Origin of the sequence: Actinomadura keratinilytica (assembly GCF_039539665.1) — a bacterium.
Classification (GTDB): Bacteria; Actinomycetota; Actinomycetes; order Streptosporangiales; family Streptosporangiaceae; genus Spirillospora; species Spirillospora keratinilytica.
Genome location: NZ_BAABDO010000142.1, coordinates 1 through 15,759, shown reverse-complemented (window position 1 = coordinate 15,759; position 15,759 = coordinate 1). Strand labels below are relative to the sequence as shown.

General features: G+C 74.3%; 15 protein-coding genes. 4 read left to right on the top strand and 11 right to left on the bottom strand.

What is annotated here, in order from left to right; genetic code table 11:
* From ABD879_RS28920 to ABD879_RS28905, 4 genes are all read right to left on the bottom strand, one after another.
* A partial coding sequence (locus tag ABD879_RS28920) for a sugar diacid recognition domain-containing protein (RefSeq protein ID WP_345024846.1) occupies positions 1-530 on the bottom strand: 530 nt, incomplete at its 3' end.
* A gap of 28 nt (positions 531-558) precedes the next feature.
* Positions 559-1,476: a hypothetical protein gene (locus ABD879_RS28915; RefSeq protein WP_345024845.1), complete on the bottom strand. Its 918-nt coding sequence runs from the start codon at positions 1,474-1,476 to the stop codon at positions 559-561.
* The gene (locus ABD879_RS28910) at positions 1,473-2,525 is read right to left on the bottom strand and encodes a S66 peptidase family protein (protein WP_345024844.1); all 1,053 of its coding nucleotides are present in this window, start codon (positions 2,523-2,525) and stop codon (positions 1,473-1,475) included. Before ABD879_RS28910 ends, ABD879_RS28915 begins: the two co-directional genes overlap by 4 nt.
* Before the next feature lie 124 nt (positions 2,526-2,649).
* A complete protein-coding gene (locus ABD879_RS28905; RefSeq protein ID WP_345024843.1) occupies positions 2,650-3,417 on the bottom strand; it encodes an SIR2 family NAD-dependent protein deacylase in 768 nt (255 codons plus the stop codon).
* Between the two features lie 105 nt (positions 3,418-3,522).
* Between ABD879_RS28905 and ABD879_RS28900 the strand changes: the two genes are divergently transcribed.
* The gene (locus tag ABD879_RS28900; protein WP_345024842.1) at positions 3,523-4,473 is read left to right on the top strand and encodes a sulfotransferase; all 951 of its coding nucleotides are present in this window, start codon (positions 3,523-3,525) and stop codon (positions 4,471-4,473) included.
* A 68-nt stretch (positions 4,474-4,541) separates the two neighbouring features.
* Here ABD879_RS28900 and ABD879_RS28895 read toward each other — a convergent pair whose 3' ends face one another.
* Positions 4,542-6,590 (bottom strand): ABC transporter ATP-binding protein, encoded by a 2,049-nt coding sequence (locus tag ABD879_RS28895; RefSeq protein ID WP_378272743.1) that lies wholly within the window; start codon positions 6,588-6,590, stop codon positions 4,542-4,544.
* 295 nt (positions 6,591-6,885) lie between these two features.
* Here ABD879_RS28895 and ABD879_RS28890 point away from each other — a divergent pair, with 295 nt between their 5' ends.
* A complete protein-coding gene (locus tag ABD879_RS28890) occupies positions 6,886-8,838 on the top strand; it encodes a Xaa-Pro dipeptidyl-peptidase (protein ID WP_345024841.1) in 1,953 nt (650 codons plus the stop codon).
* Positions 8,839-8,928: 90 nt separating this feature from the next.
* Here the strand turns inward: ABD879_RS28890 and ABD879_RS28885 are convergent, their stop codons facing one another.
* The 3 genes from ABD879_RS28885 to ABD879_RS28875 all read right to left on the bottom strand — a co-directional run bounded on the left by ABD879_RS28885 (position 8,929) and on the right by ABD879_RS28875 (position 11,840).
* A complete protein-coding gene (locus ABD879_RS28885; RefSeq protein WP_345024840.1) occupies positions 8,929-9,747 on the bottom strand; it encodes an enoyl-CoA hydratase/isomerase family protein in 819 nt (272 codons plus the stop codon).
* 165 nt (positions 9,748-9,912) lie between these two features.
* Entirely contained in the window at positions 9,913-10,125 is a 213-nt protein-coding gene (locus ABD879_RS28880) for a helix-turn-helix domain-containing protein (RefSeq protein WP_012852589.1), read from the bottom strand.
* 116 nt (positions 10,126-10,241) lie between these two features.
* Positions 10,242-11,840, bottom strand: coding sequence for an ABC-F family ATP-binding cassette domain-containing protein (locus tag ABD879_RS28875; RefSeq protein ID WP_345024838.1), 1,599 nt, complete (start codon positions 11,838-11,840; stop codon positions 10,242-10,244).
* A gap of 249 nt (positions 11,841-12,089) precedes the next feature.
* Here ABD879_RS28875 and ABD879_RS28870 point away from each other — a divergent pair, with 249 nt between their 5' ends.
* Positions 12,090-12,869 (top strand): VOC family protein, encoded by a 780-nt coding sequence (locus ABD879_RS28870; RefSeq protein ID WP_345024837.1) that lies wholly within the window; start codon positions 12,090-12,092, stop codon positions 12,867-12,869.
* A gap of 18 nt (positions 12,870-12,887) precedes the next feature.
* On the opposite strand, the gene ABD879_RS28865 is transcribed toward ABD879_RS28870, so the two are convergent.
* The 3 genes from ABD879_RS28865 to ABD879_RS28855 are packed head-to-tail and all read right to left on the bottom strand — an operon-like array spanning position 12,888 to position 14,952.
* Entirely contained in the window at positions 12,888-13,652 is a 765-nt protein-coding gene (locus tag ABD879_RS28865) for an AIM24 family protein (protein ID WP_345024836.1), read from the bottom strand.
* Positions 13,653-13,657: 5 nt separating this feature from the next.
* On the bottom strand, positions 13,658-14,311 hold the full coding sequence (locus tag ABD879_RS28860; RefSeq protein WP_345024835.1) for an AIM24 family protein: 654 nt from the start codon (positions 14,309-14,311) through the stop codon (positions 13,658-13,660).
* A gap of 2 nt (positions 14,312-14,313) precedes the next feature.
* Positions 14,314-14,952, bottom strand: a complete 639-nt coding sequence (locus ABD879_RS28855) for an AIM24 family protein (protein WP_345024834.1) — start codon at positions 14,950-14,952, stop codon at positions 14,314-14,316.
* Between the two features lie 127 nt (positions 14,953-15,079).
* Between ABD879_RS28855 and ABD879_RS28850 the strand changes: the two genes are divergently transcribed.
* Complete coding sequence (locus ABD879_RS28850) at positions 15,080-15,475, top strand: ABC transporter permease (RefSeq protein WP_345024832.1); 396 nt, start codon at positions 15,080-15,082, stop codon at positions 15,473-15,475.
* Positions 15,476-15,759 lie beyond the last annotated feature (284 nt).

Here is a 15,759-nt window from a genome sequence, read left to right as displayed (position 1 = left end):
AGGTCGGCGGCGCGCAGCGCGAACACCCGCGACGGCGGGCCGGGGCGGGCGTCCACCAGGCGCAGCCGGCGCCGCCACTCCGCCGCCGTCGGCCGCCCGGCCAGCAGGTCGGCGAGGATCTGCTCGCGGACGCGCCGCCGCCAGCCGGCCTCCTCGCGCAGCGCCCGCTGCGTGATCATCAGCTCCGTCATCAGCACCACCGCGGCGGCCAGCTCGCCGACCTCGCGGGGCTCGCCGGACACCCCGACCACCCCGGCGACCGCCGGGCCGCCGGGGCCGCCCTCCCGCGCGGGGCGGATCGGCAGGTTCACCCCGGCCCGGGTGCCGCCGAGCCGCCGGGCCTGCGCACCGGTCACCGCGAACGGCTCACCGGTCTCCAGCACCCGCCGGGCGCCCTCGTGCACCTCGCCGACGCGGGCCGGGTCGCCGCTGGCGATGATCACGCCGTGCCGGTCCATGATGTTGACGTTGCGGCCCAGCCGGCGGGTGATCTCGGCGACGATGGCCCGGGCGTCCTCCGCGCTGATCACACGGCCACGATAGCCGCGGGGGCGCGGCTCACGACTCGGCGGCCAGCTTGGTCAGCACCGAGGTGAACTCCTCGGGCAGCACCACCGCGTCGCCGTGGTAGCGGACGTCCAGCAGCGTCAGCTCGCCCATCCGCCACCAGTACAGGTGCGGGCTGAGCGAGCCGGGGCCCTCCTCGTAGGCGCGGCGGGCGTGCGCCTGCAGCTCGCGGGCCGCGTTGACGGCGGCCCGGTAGCGGGCGCGCGGGCAGCCGGCCCAGGGCAGCAGCGGGTGCGCGACGATCTGGCTGCGGTTGGGCGCCACCACCAGCGCGCCGTACGGGCCGATCGGCAGGTACTCCTCCAGCCACGCCAGGTGGGTGGCGGCGTAGAACGTCCAGCCGTGCAGCACCGACACCCGCACGCCGCGCAGCTCGTCCTCGTCGACCTGCAGCGGCCCGTCGGCGCGCACGTTGGAGCGGCCGAGCATGAACAGCGCGTCCCCCGACACCGGCCAGCCGTGCATCTCGTCGGTGGTGACGGTGCGGACCGTGGTGGGGGTGTCGACGACCACCACCTCGATCAGCCCCGGCGCGAACGGGCGCGAGGCCAGCACCCCGTTGTCGGCCTCGGCCGGGTAGATGCGGGTGCGCAGCAGGTGCTGGGCCAGGTCGAAGTCGCTGAGGTCCAGCGGCTCCTCGACGGCGGTGACGATCGTGGTGACGTGGTCGGACACCAGCGCGGGCCAGTCGTCGCGCGGCACCAGCCGGGCCAGCTGCCGCAGGTTGCGCATGCTGACGTGCAGCCGGTTGCGGCCCTCCAGCAGCATGACGTCCCCGGGGACGCGGCGGCAGCGGTAGCCGAGGCTCTCGGCCACCAGCACCAGCAGCGAGTCCAGGGCGCCGTGGTCCCACCGGCCGTCCCGGCGACCGTCGTCCCACGCGCCGGGACGGGCATGCCGGCCGCTCATCGCACTCCTCCCGGGAGGGGTCGGCTGTCACTTGCGCGGCGTCCGGCCGGGACGCTCAGGGTCAGCGCCGCGGCGTCCAGCCGTACGGGGGCGCCGAGCTCCAGGGTGACCTGGCACGGCCCGTGCCCGGCGGGCACCCCGGCCAGCACCGGGACGCCCAGGGGGCCCAGCCGGTCGGTGAACACCGCGTCGAGCTCGGCCGGGTCGCCGCAGTCGGTCCACGAGCCCAGCACCACGCCCGCCGCACCGTCGAACCACCCGGCCTGGAGCAGCTGCGTGAGCATCCGGTCGACGCGGTAGGGCGCCTCGCACACGTCCTCCAGCAGGACGATGCGACCGGCCGCCGGCGGCGGGGCGTGGGAGGTGCCGATCAGCGCGGTGAGCAGAGCCAGCGTACCGCCCGTCAGCACGCCTTGGGCACGCCCGGGGCTCAGCGCGTGACTGCCGGTGACCGTCGTGCCGGCCGGATCGGCGAACAGGGCCGACCGCAGGTGCGCCAGCGTGCGCTCCCGGTCGGCGTCGAGCGGGCCCGCGAGGTCGGCGACCAGCCCGGCCACCATGGGGCCGAACGAGGTGCTGACCCCCAGCCGCGCGCCGAACGCCACGTGCAGGGCGGTGATGTCGCTGGAGCCGTGCAGCAGCTTGGGGCCGCGGTCGGTGGCCGACGCGGCGGCGAGCGCGTCCCAGTCGAGCAGGTCGAGCAGGCGGGTGGCGCCGTAGCCGCCGCGGGCGCACAGCACCGCGCGGACGTCCGGGTCGCACCAGGCGGCCTGCAGGTCGGCGGCGCGGTCGGCGTCGGTGCCCGCCAGGCGGTGCCATCCGTCGCGGGCGGCGGCGCCGGCGAGGTTGGCGCGGTCCAGGACATGCCCGCCCAGGACCACCTCCAGCCCGAGATCGCGCAGCACACCGCAGCCCGCCTCCAGCCGGGCGGAATCGACCGGCCCGCTCGGCGCCACCACGGCCACCCGGTCGCCGGGGCGCAGCCCGGCGAACCTGCGGGGCCCTTCGTCCTCCGGTGCGGCCCCCTCGCGGGTGCCCCCGCTCTTCAACCTCGTCCCTCCTCGCACCGCGACGGATAGAGCTTGTCAGGAGAAGGTCGGCAACGGAAGGGCCGCCCGGTCGCGAATCGTCGGGGATTCGGTGCACCGCGTGACGCGCCGCAGGCCGCAGGGGTCACCGGGCCGCCCCGACCGCCAGATCGACCAGCCGGGGCAGCGTGTCGCCGACGGGGCGGCGCAGCACCGCGTCGGCCACCGGGTCGTAGGGGGTGGGCTCGGCGTTGATGATCACGAGGCGGGCGCCGTGCTCGACCGCCTCCAGGCACAGGCCCGCGGCGGGCTGCACGGTCAGCGACGTCCCGACCGCCAGGAACAGGTCGCAGCCGCGGGCCGCGTCGACCGCCGCGGCCAGCACGTCGGGGTCCAGGGCCTGCCCGAAGGAGATCGTGGCCGACTTCTGGATGCCGCCGCAGTCGAGGCACGGCGGGTCGTCCTCGCCCGCCTCCACCCGGGCCAGCACCTGCGGCATGGGCGTGCGCAGCCCGCACGCCAGGCACTCGGCCTCGCGCATGGTGCCGTGGATCTCGATCACCCGGTCGGGCGCCGACCCGGCCCGCTGGTGCAGGCCGTCGATGTTCTGGGTGACGATGGCGCGCAGCCGGCCCGCCCGCTCCAGCCGCACCAGGGCCTCGTGCGCGGCGTTGGGCTCGGCGTGCCAGGCCGGATGGTCGCGCCGCGACCGCCAGGCCCGCCGCCGCACCTCGGGGTCGGCCAGATAGGCGCCGATCGTGGCCTGCGCCGCGGCCTCGGGGTTCTTGGTCCACACGCCCTGCGGGCCGCGGAAATCGGGGATCCCGCTGTCGGTGCTGATGCCCGCGCCGGACAGCACGGTGATCGTCTGCGCCGTGGGGAGCCATTCCCGCAGGGTGGTCGGAGCGTTCATTCCTCCAAGGCTAGGCCGGGAAAGCATGCTTCTGCTCCTATTATCCCTGTGAGCGCGTCGGCCTGTCGGCTCCCGTCCCGGCGAGGTGAGAAACTGAACACTCGTATGAGGTCCACGGCGCACATCCTCGTGGTCAACGGCACCAAGGTCCGCCGTCCCGTGTTCATCCTGGGCTCGCCCCACTCCGGCGCGGACCTGCTCGCCCGCGCCGTGAAGCGGTCCGCCGGATTCCACCTGACCATGGGGCGCCCCGGGGTGCTGCGGGTCACCTACGCGTTCGCGCGGCGGCCGTCGATCGCCACCGGCCGGGGCCGCGGCGCCGCCCGCGTCCTGCGCGACGCCTACGCCGAGGCGTGGCAGATCTCCGCGCGCGCCTGCGCGCAGTGCCCGGACATGTGCCGCGAGGCGGCGGGGCTGCCGCCGGCGGCGGGCGGCGGCCCCGCTGCGGACGACGGGCCGTGCGTGGCGCCGCGCGACGTCGACCGGTTCGCCGACGCCTCCCCCGACCTGATCTACAGCGCGGACGTCCTGCTGGACGCCTTCCCCGACGCCCAGCTGCTGCAGGTCATCCGGGACGGGCGGGACGTGGTGGCCGACATGCTCGCCGACGAGCGCTGCCTGGCCTGGTTCAAGCCGGGCCTGGCCAATCTGGACGAGGTGTTCCCCAACCCGTTCCTGGGCGTGGAGGACGCGGCCGACCGGGCCCGCTGGCCGCGCGCCGCCCCGGCCGTCAAGTGCGCGCTGCGCTGGCGCGGGTCGGTGCGGCTCAGCGCCCGCCTGCGGGCGCAGACGCCCGAGGAGCAGCTGCTGACGGTGCGGTTCGAGGACCTGGTGCGGCGGCCCCGCCGGATCGCCGAGGCCGTGTCGGAGTACCTGGGCGCCTCGATCTCCACGGGCGTGCTGACCGGGCTGGTGCGCCGGGGCGCGTCCGCCCCGGACGACCGGCGGGTGGGCGTCTGGCGGGAGCGGCTCACGCCCCGTCAGCTCACGCAGGTCGAACGGGTGGCGGGCACCGAGCTGGGACGCCTCGGCTACGGGACCGCCGCCGCGGGCTGAGTGCCCGTGCGCTTCGCCGTCCGCGGCCGGGGACGGCGGGTCAGCGGCGCCGGGCCGGCCCGGTCCCGTCAGTCCGCGGCGGCGCGCTCGGCCTCCCGGGTCGGCTCGGCCGGGTCGGCCTGGCGGGCGAACTGGGTGCGGTACAGCTCGGCGTACAGGCCGCCGCGCAGCAGCAGCTCCTCGTGGCGGCCCCGCTCGGCGACCCGGCCCCCGTCGATCACCAGGATCTGGTCGGCCTCCCGGACCGTGGACAGCCGGTGCGCGATCACCAGGGAGGTGCGCCCGGCCAGCGCGGTGGACAGCGCCCGCTGGACGGCCGCCTCGGACTCGGAGTCCAGGTGCGCGGTGGCCTCGTCCAGCACCACCACCGACGGCGACTTCAGCAGCAGCCGGGCGATCGCCAGGCGCTGCTTCTCGCCGCCCGACAGGCGGTAGCCGCGGTCGCCGACCACCGTGTCCAGGCCCTCGGGCATCGCGGCGACCAGGTCGCCGATGGCGGCGGCGTCCAGCGCGGCCAGGATCTCCTCGTCGGTGGCGTCCGGGCGGGCGTAGCGCATGTTCGCGCCGATCGTGTCGTGGAACAGGTGGGCGTCCTGGCTGACCACGCCGATCTGGGCGCGCAGCGACTCCAGCGTCACGTCCCGCACGTCGTGGCCGCCGATGCGCACCGCGCCGCCGGACACGTCGTACAGCCGCGACACCAGGTGCGTGATCGTGGACTTGCCCGCCCCGGACGGGCCGACCAGCGCGTACATCCGCCCCGGCGGGACGGTGAACGTCACGTCCCGCAGCACCTCGCGGCCGGGCGCGTTGTCGGTGCGGGCGATCGACTCCAGCGACGCCAGCGACACCTCGGCGGCCGACGGGTAGGAGAACGACACGTGGTCGAACTCGATCGACGGGGCGGCGCGCTCCCCCTCGACCGCCCGGACCCTGGCGGTGGCCGCCGGTGCGGCGCGCCCGTTCCCGGAGCCCTGCTCCGCCTTCCGGTCGTCGCCGCTCTCGCCGGCCTTCACCAGCGGGCCGGCGCCGGCGGCGGAGAGGGTGAGGGGACGGGCGTCCGCGCGGTCGGCGATCAGCGGCTTGAGGTCCAGCACCTCGAACACGCGGTCGAAGCTGACCAGCGCGGTCATCACGTCCACGTGCACGTTGGACAGCGCGGTCAGCGGCCCGTACATGCGGGTCAGCAGGGTGGCCAGGGCGACCAGGGTGCCGAGCTGGAATCTGCCGTCGACGACCAGGACGCCGCCGACGCCGTACACCATGGCCGTGGCCAGCGCCGCCACCAGGGTCAGCGCGGTGAAGAACACCCGCCCGTACATGGCGGCCACGACGCCGATGTCGCGGACCCGGGCGGCGCGCTGGGAGAAGTTCTCCTCCTCCTCGGCCGGGCGCCCGTACAGCTTGGCCAGCATCGCGCCGGCCACGTTGAACCGCTCGGTCATCAGCGAGCTCATCTCGGCGTCCAGCTGCATCTGCTCGCGGCTGACCCGCTGCAGCCGCTTGCCCACCCACTTGGCGGGCAGGATGAAGATCGGCAGCAGCAGCAGCGCGATCAGGGTGACCTGCCAGGACAGCACGAACATGGTGACCAGCACCAGGATCAGGCTGATCACGTTGGACACCACCGACGACAGCGTGGTGGTCAGGGCGCGCTGGGCGCCGATGACGTCGTTGTTGAGCCGGCTGACCAGCGACCCGGTCTGCGCCCGCATGAAGAACGCGACCGGCTGCCGCTGGACGTGCCCGAACACCTGGGTGCGCAGGTCGTAGATGAGGCCCTCGCCGATGCGCGCCGAATACCACCGCTGGGCCAGGCCGAGCACGGCCTCCAGCAGCGCCAGCCCGGCCACCGCGACCGCCAGCCACACCACCACGGCGTGGTCGGCCTGCACGATGCCCCGGTCGATGATCGACTTGAGCAGCAGCGGGTTGGCCACCACGATGCCCGCGGTGAGCGCGTTGAGCATCAGGAACAGCACCAGCTCGCGGACGTAGGGCCGGGCGTAGCCGGCGATACGCCGCACGGTGCCGGGCTTGAGCCGCTGCCGGGTGACCGACGCGTCCCGCCGGAACGACGCCATCACCTGCCAGCCGTTGCCCGGCATTCCCGGCATCCCCACAGCGACCTCCGAGGGTCCGGCGCGGCCGCTGCACCCCGGCGGCCGCGTCCACGGTCCGATACGCGATCGGGCGACTCGTGATCGAGAAACCCGTAATCAAGTGATCAGCACAACACACCGCCGGCACCCGCGCTTCCCGGGTCAGCTCTGGGCGTAACACGACGGCACCGGCACATTCGCACAACCGCGCGGCGCCCGCCATATCCGGCCTTGTCGTGGACGTACCCCGCCCCCGGATAGTAGATGTGCTGATCAACGTCTTCCGGCTCGCACCCCCCTTGGAGCCCACGTGACCCGACGTCCGCTGCCCGGCCCCGCCGGGCGAGCCGCCGGCGCCCTCGCCCTCGCCGCCGCGCTGGCCGCCGCGACCGCGCCGCCCGCCGGGGCGGCCGCCCGCCCCTCCGTCCCGACGATCAAGGTGGTGGACGGGGAGACCCAGCCGGTGTTCTCCCGCGCCGACGCCGTCACCCAGACCGTCGACATCGAGACCGAGGTCGACAGCGACCGCGACGGCGTGCGCGACCGCGTCCGGCTGCGGATCATGCGCCCGAAGGAGACCGACCGGGGCCTGCGGGTCCCGACCATCCTGGAGCCCAGCCCGTACTGGGCGGGCGTCCACGACGACGTGCCGATGCACCCGGTGGACATCGGCGGGGCGCAGGCCCGGTCCCGCGCCGCGGTCCAGCGGAACCTGGCCGAGATCTTCCCCGGGTACTACGACAACTACTTCCTGCCGCGCGGCTACGCGGTGGCCAACCTCGACAGCATCGGCACCGGCGGTTCCACCGGGTGCCCCACCTCCGGGGACCGCGCCGAGCAGGCCGGGACCAAGGCCGCCGTGGACTGGCTGAACGGCCGGGCCCGCGGCTGGGCCCCGGACGGCACCCCGGTGAAGGCCACCTGGTCCACCGGCAGCGTCGGCATGATCGGCCAGTCGTACAACGGCACGCTGCCCAACATGGCGGCGGCCGGCGGCGTCACCGGGCTCAAGGCGATCGTGCCGATCGCCGCGATCTCCAGCTGGTACGACTACTACCGCGCCAACGGCGGCGTCGTGGCGCCCGGCGGCTACCAGGGCGAGGACCTGGACGTGCTGGCCAAGGTGGTGCTCACCCGCGCCAACCCGGAGGTGTGCGCGAAGGTCATCGACGAGCTGACCGCCGCCCAGGACCGCGAGACCGGCGACTACGGCAGGGTGTGGGCGGAGCGCGACTACGTCCGCGACGCCCGCAACGTCAAGGCCGCCGTGATGGTCGTGCACGGTCTGAACGACTGGAACGTCAAGGTCAAGAACTCCGTGCAGTGGTGGAACGCCCTCAAGGAGGCGGGGGTGCCGCGCAAGCTGTGGCTGCACCAGGGCGACCACGCCACCCCCTTCCGCTGGCGGGTGGAGGAGTGGCTGCGCCAGACGCACCACTGGTTCGACCGGTGGCTGTACGGCATCCGGAACGGCATCACCGCCGAGCCGCGCGTCGACATCGAGCGCGCCCCCGGCCGGTGGGAGACGGCGCGCGACTGGCCCGTCCCGGGCACCCGCACCGTGCCGCTGAGCCTGAACGCCGGCGCGCAGGGGCAGCCGGGCGTCCTGTCGCCGCGTCCGCGTCCGGGCGCGCCGCAGTCGATGGTGGACGCGGGCCGCACCCGCACGGCCGAGGAGCTGCTGGCCGGCGAGGACCGGGCCGACCCCAACCGGCTGGTCTACCTGACTGCGGAGCTGACGGAGGCGGTCCGCGTCAACGGCATCCCCCGGATGTCGGTGCGGGCGTCGTTCGACGGCGGGTCGGCCGGCGCGGACCCCGGCGAGCGGTCGCCGTACCTGACGGCGCTGCTGGTGGACTACGGCACCGACACCCGTCCCACCGGCGCCCGGGTCGACACCGGCGAACGCGTCTGCTTCGGCGAGGGCGTCCCGGGCGACGACGGCTGCACCACGCGGCTGGCGCTGCGCACCGAGACCGCCCCCTTCAAGATCGTCACGAGGGGGTGGCTGGACGTCCGCAACCGGCACGGCGCGGGCCGCACCGAGCCGATCGCACCGGGCCGGGAGTACACCTTCGCCTGGGACCTGGAGCCCACCGACTACGTGTTCAAGCCGGGCCACCGCATCGGCGTGGTGGTGCTGTCCACCGACTACGACTTCACGCTGCGCTACCCGGCGGGCACGCGGCTGACGCTGCGGCCGGGCAGCAGCAGCCTGCTGTTCCCGATGGCGCCGGGCGGATCGCTGGAGGGCCTCGGATAGGGCGCCTTCCTGACAGCCCTTCGCCCGCGCGAACGACGGGCCGTCAGGAGGGCGCGGCTCCCCTGACGGCCCGTCGGCGCGGCGGGGCGGTCACGTGGCGGACCGCCCGGCGCCGAACACCTCGCGCAGGCGGCCGATCTGCTCGCGGCGCTCGGCGGCGCACTGCTCCTCGAGGGTGTTGCCGGGCGCCTGCTGCAGCAGCCGCTTGGTGGCCGCGGCGGCGCCGGGGTTCACCGCCAGCAGCGAGTCGACGAGCCCGCGCACCGCCTCGTCCAGCCGGTCGCGCGGGGTGACGATCTCGGCGATGCCCAGGCGGGCGGCCTCCTCGGCGGGCACGTTGCGCGCCGTCAGGCACAGCTCCAGGGCGCGCGGCAGCCCGACGATCTCCACCAGCGGCTTGGTGCCGGTCAGGTCGGGGACCAGGCCGAGCGCGGGCTCCTTCATGCAGAACACCGCGTCGTCGGCGGCCACCCGCAGGTCGCAGGCGAGCGCGAGCTGGAAGCCGCCGCCGATGGCGTGGCCGTGCACGGCCGCGATCGTCACGATCTCGGGGCGGCGCAGCCACAGGTAGCCCTCCTGCAGCTCGGCGATGAACCGGTCGGCGGCCTCGGCGTCGGAGCCGTCGGGCTGCCCGCCGCCGGAGAACATGGCCAGGTCGATGCCGGCCGAGAAGGACGGGCCCGCGCCGCGCAGCACCACGACCCGCACCCGCGGCGGCAGCGACCGGCCGATCCGGGCCAGGCCCCGCCAGGTGGCGAAGGTCATCGCGTTGCGGCGCTCGGGGCGGTTCAGCGTGACGGTGGCGACCGCGCCGTCGATCTCCAGCAGCAGCCCCGCCTCGGCCAGTTCCGCCTCGTCCGGCGGTGTGGCCGGTTCCGGCCGCGGCTCCCGCACCTTGGCGTCCGACATGTGGCGCTCCCCTTCCGCTGCGACTGCCCTGGCGCGGCGGGGCGAATCCCGGCTCCCGGTGCGGGTGCCGGACACGAACCGACCCGCCGCCGCGAAACCGAACGATACTCGGTCGGCTGCGGGGGCGGGTCGGGCGGTGCGCTCCTCCGGGGGTCTAGCGTCCGGTCAGGACTTCTTGCCGCGGGTGGCGCCGCCGCGCCCCCGCAGGTTGACGCCGGACTCGGTGAGAATCCGGTGGATGAAACCGTACGAACGACCGGTGGCGGCTGCCAGGGCGCGGATGCTCTCGCCGGAGTCGTACCTCTTCTTGAGTTCGGCCGCCAGCTTGTCGCGCTCGGCACCGGTCACGCGGGTGCCCTTCTTAAGGGTCTCGGCCACGAGTACCTCCCGTAGTGATGTGGTGACCGCTGCGTTATCCCCCGCCATGATCAGTCATTCCCGCGCGTTCGGCTACCCACTCCGCCAGAAAAGATCTGCAGAAGCTGCCCTGCAGGTCACGCAAGTGCCACCAGATCGGCAAACTCGTCACTCCAGATGTCCTCGACACCATCCGGCAGCAAAATCACCCGGTCCGGTCGCAGCGCCTCCACGGCGCCCTCGTCGTGGGTGACCAGGACGATGGCCCCGGTGTAGGTGCGCAGGGCGTTGAGGATCTCCTCGCGGCTGGCCGGGTCGAGGTTGTTGGTGGGCTCGTCCAGCAGCAGCACGTTGGCGCTGGAGACCACCAGCATGGCCAGTGCGAGCCGGGTCTTCTCCCCGCCCGACAGCACCCCGGCGGGCTTGTCGACGTCGTCGCCGGAGAACAGGAAGGAGCCGAGGATCTTGCGGACCTCCACGGGCGCCAGCCCGGGCGCTGCCGACTGCATGTTCTCCAGCACGGTCCGCTCGACGTCCAGGGTCTCGTGCTCCTGGGCGTAGTACCCGATGCGCAGCCCGTGCCCGGCGACGACGGTGCCGGAGTCGGGCTTGTCGACCCCGGCCAGCAGGCGCAGCAGCGTCGTCTTGCCCGCCCCGTTCAGGCCCAGGACCACGACCCGGCTGCCCCGGTCCACGGCCAGGCTCACGTCGGAGAAAATCTCCAAAGATCCGTACGATTTCGACAAACCCTCCGCGGTGAGGGGGGTGCGGCCGCACGGCGCCGGATCCGGGAAGCGCATTCGGGCGACCTTGTCGGCCCGCCGCTCGCCCTCCACCCCGGCCAGCAGCTGCCGGGCCCGGCGGTCCATCTGCTGGGCCGCCTTGGCCTTGGTGGCCTTGGCGCGCATCTTGTCGGCCTGCGCCAGCAGCGCCGCCGCCTGCCGCTGGGCGTTGGCGCTCTCGCGCCTGCGCCGCCGCTCGTCGGTCTCGCGCTGGGTCTGGTAGGCCTTCCAGCCGACGTTGTAGACGTCGATGACGCAGCGGTTGGCGTCCAGGTGGAACACCCGGTTGACCACCGCGTCCAGCAGGCCGACGTCGTGGCTGATGACCACCAGGCCGCCCTGGTGGGAGCGCAGGAAGTCGCGCAGCCACAGGATCGAGTCGGCGTCCAGGTGGTTGGTGGGCTCGTCCAGCAGCAGCGTGTCGGCGCCGGAGAACAGGATGCGGGCCAGCTCGACGCGGCGCCGCTGGCCGCCCGACAGGGTGCCCAGGGGCTGGCCCATCACCCGGTCGGGCAGGCCCAGGCTGGAGGCGATGGACGCGGCCTCGGCCTCGGCCGCGTACCCGCCCAGCACGTGCAGCCGCTCCTCCAGCCGCCCGTAGCGGCGCACCGCGCGGTCGCGGTCGCCGTCGGCGGCGGTGGCCATCGCCTCCTCGGCCGCCCGCAGGTCGCGCAGCACCTGGTCCAGGCCGCGCGCCGACAGGATCCGGTCGCGGGCGGTCTCCTCCAGATCGACCTCGCGCGGGTCCTGCGGCAGGTAGCCGAGGGTGCCCGAGCGGGTGACACTGCCCGCCGCGGGCAGCGCCTCCCCGGCCAGCACGCGGGTGAGGGTGGTCTTGCCGGCGCCGTTGCGGCCCACCAGGCCCACCCGGTCGCCCGGGTTGACGCGGAACGTGGCGCCCTCGATCAGCAGCCGGGATCCGGCGCGCAGCTCGATGTCGTTGGCAGTGATCACGGTAGACAGGGCTCCCTGACGGAGAGGTTCGACGGACGGGCGGCAGCACAAGGCGCGTCACGGTCCGCGACCATGACGCGCCCGGGGTCCTGTCAGCTCGGGAGCGAGACCATCTGATCAGTGTACGAGACGTACGCAACCGGTTTCCGGCGCTCGCCCGCCGCCCGTGCGGGCCCCGCGGACCCGGAATGTCAGGATGGGAGGGACGGGCGATGCGGCGTGGGGACGAGCGCACGAGGGGGGAGCGCGATGAGCCACGTCACCACCACCCAGCCCGAGGGCACGCCCACCTGGCTGGAGCTGGACGTCCCGGACCCGGAGGCGGCCGGGCGGTTCTACGGCGGCGTCCTGGGCTGGCGGTTCCAGGACCAGGGCCCCGAGGCGGGCGGCTACCGGCTGTGCCTGCTGCGCGGCGAGCCGGTCGCGGGCGTCATGCGCTCCCCCGGCGAGGGCGGCGCCGCGCGCCGGTGGACGGTGTATTTCGCCACCGGCGACTGCGACGGCGCGGCCGAGCGGGCCGCCGACGCGGGCGGCGAGGTGGTCCACGAGCCGATGGACGTCATGGACCTCGGCCGGATGGCGATCGTCACCGACGCGGTGGGCGCCCCGCTCGGCCTGTGGCAGGGCCGCGCGCACGTCGGCGCGCGGCTGGTGAACGAGCCCGGCGCGCTGGTGTGGAACGAGCTGGTGACCGGCGACGCCGACGAGGCCCGCGAGTTCTACCGGAACCTGTTCGACCACACCACCGAGCCGATCGCGGGCGAGGCGGACTACACGCTGCTGCGCCGCCCCGACGGCCACGAGGTCGGCGGCATCCACGGCGATCCGGACGCCGCGTCCTCGACCTGGCTGAGCTACTTCGAGGTCGAGGACGTCGACTCGGCGGTGCGCGCCGTGCAGGCGTCGGGCGGGGCGCTCGACGGCGAGCCGTGGAACTCCCCGTACGGCCGGATGGCGCACGTCAGGGACCCGTTCGGCGCCGAGTTCCGCCTCGTCCGGCCGCCGGACCGGGTGCCGGACTCGGTGTGAGGCGCCGCCGGCCGGCGGTCAGTCCTGCCGTTCGGCGGCCAGGCGCCGGCCGATCGTGTGGTGCAGGCGCTGCAGGCCGGACACCCCGAGCACGCTGATCTGGCCCTCCAGGTCGCGCAGCAGCGTGTCCTCGTCGGCGACCACCTCTGACGACTGCATCAGCACGGTGCCCTTGCCGGTGAAGTCGAACTGGTGCTCCTCGCCCGAGGTGCCGCCGATGCCGAACACCGACCGCGCCGCGCCGATCACGCCCCGCATGTAGGAGTGGTCGTAGTGGTGCGCGGGCGAGGGGCAGTCGGCCCAGCCCAGCAGCGCCTGCGGGTCCACCCGGATCGGCGGCTCGACGAAGTGCACCGGGCCGTTGGAGGCGGCCACGAAGCGGCCGGTGCCGATCAGCGTCAGGAACCCCGGGATGATCGACTGCTTGAGCTCCAGGCCCGGCTCGAACGCCAGCAGGTTCCCGGCCCGGATGGTCAGGTTGCCGTCGTCCAGGTCGTAGGAGTTGACGTCGAAGCCGCGGTCGGCCAGCAGCAGCTTGCCGCGGCCCTGCGCGACGATCCAGTCCTGGGAGTACAGCGGGGAGTGGAAGTTGGCGGCGACCAGCGCGTCCAGCGGTCCGGACGACAGCGACTCGAAGCGGATGTCGCCGTAGTAGGCGATCATCTTGCCCTTCTGCGCGAACCACTGGCCGTCGAGGTCCACGCAGAAGGCGTAGGCGGTGACGTTGTCGTTGGCGGGCAGCGTGGCCGCGTTGTACACGGTCGGGGAGGTGGGGGGCGTCACGGTAGTCAGATCTTCCTCTCGCTCGGCTGCACGTAGACGACGCCGTCGCCGACGAGCTGCAGCTGGAAGGCCTCGCCGGACCCGCGGCCGATCAGGTCGCGCAGGCCGACCGCCGTGGTCAGCCTGTTCTGCAGGCGGCCGCGGTGCGCCACGTACGCCTGGGGGTCGACGTGCACCGGCCGCTGCGGCGTCACCGGCATCTCCATGACGCCGCCGTGCGTCAGCAGCGCGCACGAGCCGTCGCCGGTGAGGGTGGTGGTGAACAGGCCCTGGCCGCTGACGGCGCCGCGGATCACCCCGCCGATGCCGCCCTGCTCGCCGAGGAACACGGTGCCGACCCGCAGGCTCGCGTCGTGCACCAGCAGCCGGTCGGCCTCGACGTACAGGGTGTCGCCGCCGGACAGCTCGACGACGGTGACGTCCAGCCCGGCCCTGCCGAACATCACGCTGCCCTGCCCGGTGACGTGCATCATCTCGGTGCGCTCGCCGGCGACGGCGCGGCCGAGGGTGCCCGCGATGCCCTGCCCCGCGGTGGTGGACGGGGCGAAGTGCACCCGCCCGGTGTAGGCGAGCATGGCGCCGCGCCTGCTGTAGACCTCCTGGCCGGGCCCGATCGGCACGCGCACCATCTTGGAGGTGATCGACTGATATCCGGGCATGCTCAGATCTCCAGAATTCCGCCGCGCTCGGCCGGCTGGACGTAGACCACGCCGTGCCCCTGGTACCGGAACTGCACGCTCTCCCCCGAGCCCTGGCCGAGCACGGTGCGCCAGTTGACGTCGGTGACGACGTCCTGCCGCAGCCGCCCGGAGTGGGCCACGTAGGCGTGCGGGTCGACGCTCAGCGGCGTCTGCGGGGTGACCTCCAGGGCGATGGCGGGCCCGTCGGACAGGATCGCCACGGTGCCGTGCCCCTCCACCTTGGTGGTGGCCAGGCCCTGCCCGGTGCCCATGCCGCGCAGCCCGACGAACTGCACGCCGGTCTGCAGCCGCCCGTCGAGCGCCAGCAGGCTCTCGGACTCCACGAAGAGGGTCTCGCCGTTCAGCGGCACGAGGGTGACCTCGGTGGCCTCGCTGGCCAGGTACACGGTGCCCTGGCCGGTGATCTCCATGAGCGTCATGCTCTCCCCGGCGATCCGGCGCTTGAGCGCGCCGCGCAGCCCCTCGCCGCCGGAGATGCCCTGGCGTTTGAACGTCATCTGGCCGTCGTAGGCGACCATGGACCCGTTGAGCGCCCTGATCGTGTCCCCGGCCAGCTCGACGGCCAGCATCTTCGAGCCGTTCAGTCGGAATCGCGCCACGGTCCAGAACATACCGGGGCGCATACCGGGGCGCACCGCCCCGCGGCGGCGCCCGCGCGACCGCGTCCGCCCGCGCCCCGGCGCGTTGCCCTGCTCATCGGTGCGCCGATCCGGGAAGATGGCCGGCATGTGGATCGCGCCCGAACGCCGTCGCCTCAGCCGCTGGGCCGTACCCGGACTGGCCCTGGCCGCCGGAGTGGTGGTCGCGGTGCTGCTCGCCGCCGACGGCCGGGCCGGCACCGGGCTCGTCGCCCTGGGGGTGCTGGCCGGCTACGCCCTGCTGCTGGGGTACCGGCGCTACGAGCCCGCGCTGCCGGGCACCGAGGGGTTCGGGACCGGGCACCGGGCCCGCGCCCACGCCCGCGCGGCGGCGCTGACCGGGGACGTGCTCACCGGCGCCATCGTCGCCGCGGTGATCGTGCAGGGGCTGCGCGGCGCCGACATCGCGCCGTACGCCTGGCTGGCGGCGCTGGCCGGGGTGACCTACGCGCTGTCGGCCACGTTCGGCGGCCGCTCCCTGTGAGCCGGACGCCGGGCCGTCTTGATCCTTCAGCGTGAACGGCCCGGCCGTGTCGCCGATCCGGACGAACAGTGCGTGAACTCCTCCTGACACCTGTGGTTCCCGGCCCGGTGGGAGCGGCATGATGCCGCTGTGTCCGCCCGAGATGTCCTGATTCCGGCGCGCGCCGTGTTCCAGCCGGTGGTCGACCTCGGCACCGGCGCGGTCGTCGCGGTGGAGGCGCACGGCGCCGCCGGGCGCGGGGCGACGCCCGCGGCCCGCCCCGAGCCCGCCGCCGAGGACGTGCG

What these genes read in the sequence shown, in the direction of transcription:
- ABD879_RS28915 (WP_345024845.1), bottom strand. Translation starts at nt 1,476, where the DNA reads ATGAGCGGCCGGCATGCCCGTCCCGGCGCGTGGGACGACGGTCGCCGG.
- ABD879_RS28905 (WP_345024843.1), bottom strand. Translation starts at nt 3,417, where the DNA reads ATGAACGCTCCGACCACCCTGCGGGAATGGCTCCCCACGGCGCAGACG.
- ABD879_RS28900 (WP_345024842.1), top strand. Translation starts at nt 3,523, where the DNA reads ATGAGGTCCACGGCGCACATCCTCGTGGTCAACGGCACCAAGGTCCGC.
- ABD879_RS28895 (WP_378272743.1), bottom strand. Translation starts at nt 6,590, where the DNA reads ATGCCGGGAATGCCGGGCAACGGCTGGCAGGTGATGGCGTCGTTCCGG.
- ABD879_RS28885 (WP_345024840.1), bottom strand. Translation starts at nt 9,747, where the DNA reads ATGTCGGACGCCAAGGTGCGGGAGCCGCGGCCGGAACCGGCCACACCG.
- ABD879_RS28870 (WP_345024837.1), top strand. Translation starts at nt 12,090, where the DNA reads ATGAGCCACGTCACCACCACCCAGCCCGAGGGCACGCCCACCTGGCTG.
- ABD879_RS28860 (WP_345024835.1), bottom strand. Translation starts at nt 14,311, where the DNA reads ATGCCCGGATATCAGTCGATCACCTCCAAGATGGTGCGCGTGCCGATC.
- ABD879_RS28850 (WP_345024832.1), top strand. Translation starts at nt 15,080, where the DNA reads ATGTGGATCGCGCCCGAACGCCGTCGCCTCAGCCGCTGGGCCGTACCC.